Genomic DNA, 4,819 nt, shown 5'->3' with positions numbered 1-4,819 from the left:
GTGCGAGGAGTGAGCTTGCGAGCCCCGCAGTCACGAGCGAAAAGATGACTCCGCTCGTGCGAGGAGTGAGCTTGCGAGCCCCGCAGTCACGAGCGAAAAGATGACTCCGCTCGTGCGAGGAGTGAGCTTGCGAGCCCCGCAGTCACGAGCGGAAAGATGACCCGCCCGTGGAAAGAATGGGTTTGCGAGCCCGGTCAGCCGACCGGGGCGCTCTTCAGCCAGGACAGGGCCGCCTTGTGGTAGGCGACGGCGAACTCCAGCGCGCTGGCGTCGTACGTCTCGCCTTCCTTCTTGGCGTTCTTGACCTGCTCGCGGACCTTGGCGAGCGCCTCGGTGTGGTATTCGTTGGCCGCGGCCTGGAGGTTCTTGAGCTGGTTGGCGGAGTGCAGGTCGCCGAAGGCGATCCGCAGGGCGATCGGGTTGCGGATCGTGTCCCGCCCCGGGTCCTCCGTCAACCAGCGGGAAAATGTCCGTTTTCCGGCTGCGGTGATCGCGTACGGCTGGCTGGAGCGCGGCCCGGGCTTGCCCATCCGGACGAGACCCCGCTCGGCCAGCACCGGCAGCTCCCGGTAGACCTGACTACGGGTCATCGACCAGTACGGCGCCAGCCGGCGCTCGGCGGCGGCCATCAACTGGCCACCTGTCATGGGGCCCTCGTGGAGCAGCCCGAGCAGGGCCGCCGCCGTGGGGTTGACTCCGGAATCCGCCATGCCCATCACGCTGCCACTTTGCTGCCGTGGCGTCCAGGATTTCACGGTTTCGCCACCCGGTAGGGCTTCCTATGTGCACTGTCGGCGCGAGACAGTCCGCGCCGGAGCGCCGATGTCTCAGAGCCGGCTGCGCAGCTCCCACAGCTCCGGGTAGAACCGGCTCTCGACCCGGGAGCGCAGGTACGCCCCGCCGGCCGAGCCCCCGGTGCCCGGTTTGGTGCCGATCTGCCGCTCGGCCATCAGCACGTGCCGGGCCCGCCACAGCGAGAACGCCTGGTCGTGCGCGACCAGCGCCTCCGCGAGGTCCCACAGCGGCCCGAACCGCTCCCGGTCGGCGGCGATCGTCGCGTACGCCGCGAAGCGCGCCTCCGCCTCGGAGACGTCGAAGCCGGCCCGGCCGAGCACGGCCAGGAAGCCGTCCCAGAGGCTCGGCTCGGCCAGCCGCCGCTCCAGCCGTTCCCGCTCGACGGCGGGCAGCCCCCGGAACCGGCGCAGGTAGTCCGGGTCCTTCAGACCGGAGAGGAACTCGATCTCCCGGAACTGGGCGGACTGGAAGCCCGACGCCGGGGCCAGCTTGGTGCGGAAGGCCAGGAAGTCCTGCGGGGTCATCGTGTCGATGACGTCGACCTGGCCGATCAGCACCCGCTCCACCGCGTGGCAGCGCTCCAGCCGCACCCGGGGCAGGTAGGTCTCGCCGGCCAGCATCCGGTCCCGGGCGTCCGTCAGCTCCGCGAGCAGCAGCTTGAACCACAGCTCGTAGACCTGGTGGATGGTGATGAAGAGCAGCTCGTCGTGGGAGGCCGGGTCGGACTCCGGCACCTGCGCCGCGAGCAGGTCGGCCAGCCGCAGGTAGTCGCTGTAGGTGAGCAGGCCACCCTGCTCGCCGAAGCGGGGGTCGTGCGCGGGGGTGGGGTGGGTCACAGCGGCCACGGTACCGCCGCCCGGCCGCCCCCGCCTCTTTCCGTCACGGGTGCGAGGAAGGGCCCTTCCCGTCCGGGAAACGACGGGAAGGGCCCTCCTGACGCCTCAGCCCATGTGCGGGTACGTGTGGTCGGTCGGCGCGACGAAGGTTTCCTTGATCGTCCGGGGCGACATCCACCGGACGAGGTTGTGCCAGGAGCCGGCCTTGTCGTTGGTGCCGCTGGCCCGGGCACCGCCGAAGGGCTGCTGCCCGACCACCGCGCCGGTCGGCTTGTCGTTGATGTAGAAGTTGCCGGCGGCGTACCGCATCTTCTCGGCCACCGCGTCGACCACCCGGCGGTCGGTCGCGAAGATCGACCCGGTCAGCGCGTACGGCGCGATCGACTCGGCCTGGGCGACCACGTCGTCGAAGCGGGCGTCGTCGAAGACGTGCACGCCGAGGATCGGCCCGAAGTACTCGGTGGTGAACGTCTCGTGCGCCGCGTCGGTGCACTCGAACAGCGTCGGCCGGACGAAGTATCCGACGGAGTCGTCGGCGGTGCCGCCGGCGAGCACACGGCAGGCGTCGTCGTCGGAGATCAGCTCCAGCGCGGCGGTGTGCCGGTCGAACGCCTTGGCATCGATCACCGCGCCGCCGAAGTTGCCGAAGTCGGTGACGTCGCCGTAGGTGAGGGACTCCGTGGTGGCGGCCAGCCGGTCACGCAGCCCGCCCTCCCAGAGCGACCGCGGGACGTACGCCCGGGAGGCCGCCGAGCACTTCTGGCCCTGGTACTCGAAGGCGCCCCGGATCAGCGCGGTGTGCAGGGCGTCGACGTCCGCGCTGGTGTGCGCGACGACGAAGTCCTTGCCGCCGGTCTCGCCGACCAGGCGCGGGTAGCCCCGGTAGCGGGAGATGTTCTCCCCGACGGTCTTCCACAGGTGCTGGAAGACCTTGGTGGAGCCGGTGAAGTGGATGCCGGCCAGGTCCGGGTCGGCGAGCACGACGTCGGAGACCTCCTCGCCACGCCCGGTGACCATGTTGATCACGCCGGGGGGCAGGCCGGCAGCCTCGAACAGCCGCATGGTGAAGTGCGCGGCGAACTGCTGGGTCGGGCCCGGCTTCCAGACCACCGTGTTGCCCAGCAGGGCCGGCGCCGAGGGCAGGTTGCCGGCGATCGCGGTGAAGTTGAACGGGGTGATCGCGTAGACGAAGCCCTCCAGCGGGCGGTGGTCGAAGCGGTTCCACACCCCCGGCGAGGACATCGGCTGCTCCTCCAGCAGCTTCCGGGCGAAGTACACGTTGAACCGGAGGAAGTCGACGAACTCGCAGGCCGAGTCGATCTCGGCCTGGATGGCGGTCTTCGACTGGCCGAGCATGGTGGCCGCGTTCAGGGTGTCCCGCCAGGGGCCGGCGAGCAGCTCGGCGGCGCGCAGGAAGATCGCGGCGCGCTCCTCGAACGGCAGGGCCCGCCACATCGGGGCGGCGTCCTTGGCGGCCTTGACCGCCGCGCGGGCGTCCTCGTGGTTGGCGTGCCCGGTGACGCCCAGCACGTGCGCGTGCTTGTGCGGCTGCACCACGTCGATCGACTCGCCGCCGGCCATCCGCTGCTCACCGGCGATGGTCATCGGCAGGTCGATCGGCTCGGCGGCCAGCTCGGCCAGCCGCCGCTGGAGCCGTTCCCGGTCGACACTGCCCGGCTCGTAGTTGCGCACCGGCTCGTTGCGCGGCTCGGGTACGGAGAACACGGCGTCCATCAGGGCTCCTGGCGATCTCGACAGCGGTGGCGAAATCGGACCCGCGGGCACCGGCCGGACGACCGGCGCCGGACGCCGCGGGGGTGGACCGGTCGCGGCGGCGGGACCTCGCCCGATTGTTTCACGGCGCGGCCCTCGCCCCACCCCCACCACCGACCGACCGGGGCGGGCCCGGCGGGCGCGTACGCTGGGTGGCCGGTGAACTGCCGGCCCCGCCGAGGGCCGGGCGTCCGTCGGAGGGAAGAGGATGACCAAGCAGCCCGGCAGCCCCGCCGCCGCGGAGTCGGACCAGCCGGTTCCGGCCGCCGACGCCACCGCTGCCGAACCGGGGCGGGAGCCGGGCCCGGCCGACGCCGACGGGTCAGACCGGCCGGCCGCCGACGGCGACGGGGTCGCTCCGGCGCTCGCGCCCGGCGCACCGGTGCTCGCGCTCCTGGCGCTCGGCTGGCTGACCGCGATGCTCTGGTCGACCCGCGAGGCGATCGAATCGGCGGCCGCCGGGATCACCGCGATCAGCCTCTCCGCGTTCGCCCTGCCGGGGGTGATCTCGGCCGCGCTGGTCGCCGGCGCCGCCTTCGCCCTCTTCGGCGTCGACCTGCTCGCCCGCCGGGGCAGCGACCGGGTGACCCTGCGCTTCGTGGCCGCGATCGGCACCGGCCTGCTGGTGGCGCTGGCCGCCGCGTTCGCGATCAACCTGACGTACGCCGACAACGCGACCACCAACGTGATCGCCGGCACCACCGCCGCCGCGGCGACGATCGGTGGGGCCATCGCCGGCGCCCGCAGCGCGCCCGTGGTCGGTGCCGTGGTCGCCGCCGCCCTCGGCACGCTCGTCTTCGTGGTGGCCTTCAGCCGGGCCCGCGACCCCCTGTTCGACCTCTTCGGCGCCGGCGACAGCCAGGAGTCGCTGCTCACCGCCGCCAAGTGGGTGTCGCGCACCGAGTCGCTGCTCGCCGGCCTGGTGGCGGGGCTGCTCGCCTTCGGCTACCTGACCTGGGCCCGGCGCCGGGCCGCCCGGCGGGAGGCGGCGGCGCCTGCGCCGCGCTGGCCGGCGTACCTGCTGGCCGGGGCCGGCCCGGGCCTGCTCCTGCTCCTCGCCGAGGTGATCATCCGGGTCGGCGGGCGCTCCCTGCTCGACCTGGCCGGCGCCCTCAGCGAGGCGGACGCGGTGGCGCAGACCTCGCTGGGCACCTCCCGGGTCGACAACGGCATCTGGGTGCTCTTCGTCGGCGCGCTGACCGCCATGATCGCCTTCGGCCGCACCCTGGGCCCGGCCCACGCCGACGACGACGAGCCGGCCGAGGCCGCCCCCGCCCGCTGACGCCCGGCGCGCCGAGGGCACCGCCGGCGGCGTGTCCGACCCGTCCGCCCGGGGGGCCCCCGGGCACCGCCGGCGCCGGCGGGGGGCCGAGGCGGGGCGGCGCAGCTCGGCCAGCTCGGCGACGGCGTTGCAC

At 73.2% G+C, this 4,819-nt stretch carries 4 protein-coding genes; 1 reads left to right on the top strand and 3 read right to left on the bottom strand.

The window, feature by feature from the left end:
- Window positions 1-194 precede the first annotated feature (194 nt).
- From AB0L34_RS02990 to pruA, 3 genes are all read right to left on the bottom strand, one after another.
- Window positions 195-710: a PadR family transcriptional regulator gene (locus AB0L34_RS02990; protein WP_363701377.1), complete on the bottom strand. Its 516-nt coding sequence runs from the start codon at window positions 708-710 to the stop codon at window positions 195-197.
- 117 nt (window positions 711-827) lie between these two features.
- Entirely contained in the window at window positions 828-1,631 is an 804-nt protein-coding gene (locus AB0L34_RS02985) for a tryptophan 2,3-dioxygenase family protein (protein WP_350703156.1), read from the bottom strand.
- Between the two features lie 105 nt (window positions 1,632-1,736).
- Window positions 1,737-3,365, bottom strand: coding sequence for an L-glutamate gamma-semialdehyde dehydrogenase (pruA, locus tag AB0L34_RS02980; protein WP_363701375.1), 1,629 nt, complete (start codon window positions 3,363-3,365; stop codon window positions 1,737-1,739).
- Between the two features lie 247 nt (window positions 3,366-3,612).
- Between pruA and AB0L34_RS02975 the strand changes: the two genes are divergently transcribed.
- Window positions 3,613-4,686, top strand: a complete 1,074-nt coding sequence (locus AB0L34_RS02975; protein ID WP_363701373.1) for a hypothetical protein — start codon at window positions 3,613-3,615, stop codon at window positions 4,684-4,686.
- The last annotated feature ends 133 nt before the right edge of the window (window positions 4,687-4,819 follow it).

The organism is Micromonospora sp. NPDC052213 (assembly GCF_040679695.1).
Taxonomy (GTDB): Bacteria; Actinomycetota; Actinomycetes; order Mycobacteriales; family Micromonosporaceae; genus Micromonospora.
The sequence above is the reverse complement of the archived record's forward strand: the minus strand, read 5'-3'. Positions and strand labels throughout refer to the sequence as shown.

What these genes read in the sequence shown, in the direction of transcription:
- AB0L34_RS02990 (WP_363701377.1), bottom strand. Translation starts at nt 710, where the DNA reads ATGGCGGATTCCGGAGTCAACCCCACGGCGGCGGCCCTGCTCGGGCTG.
- pruA (WP_363701375.1), bottom strand. Translation starts at nt 3,365, where the DNA reads ATGGACGCCGTGTTCTCCGTACCCGAGCCGCGCAACGAGCCGGTGCGC.
- AB0L34_RS02975 (WP_363701373.1), top strand. Translation starts at nt 3,613, where the DNA reads ATGACCAAGCAGCCCGGCAGCCCCGCCGCCGCGGAGTCGGACCAGCCG.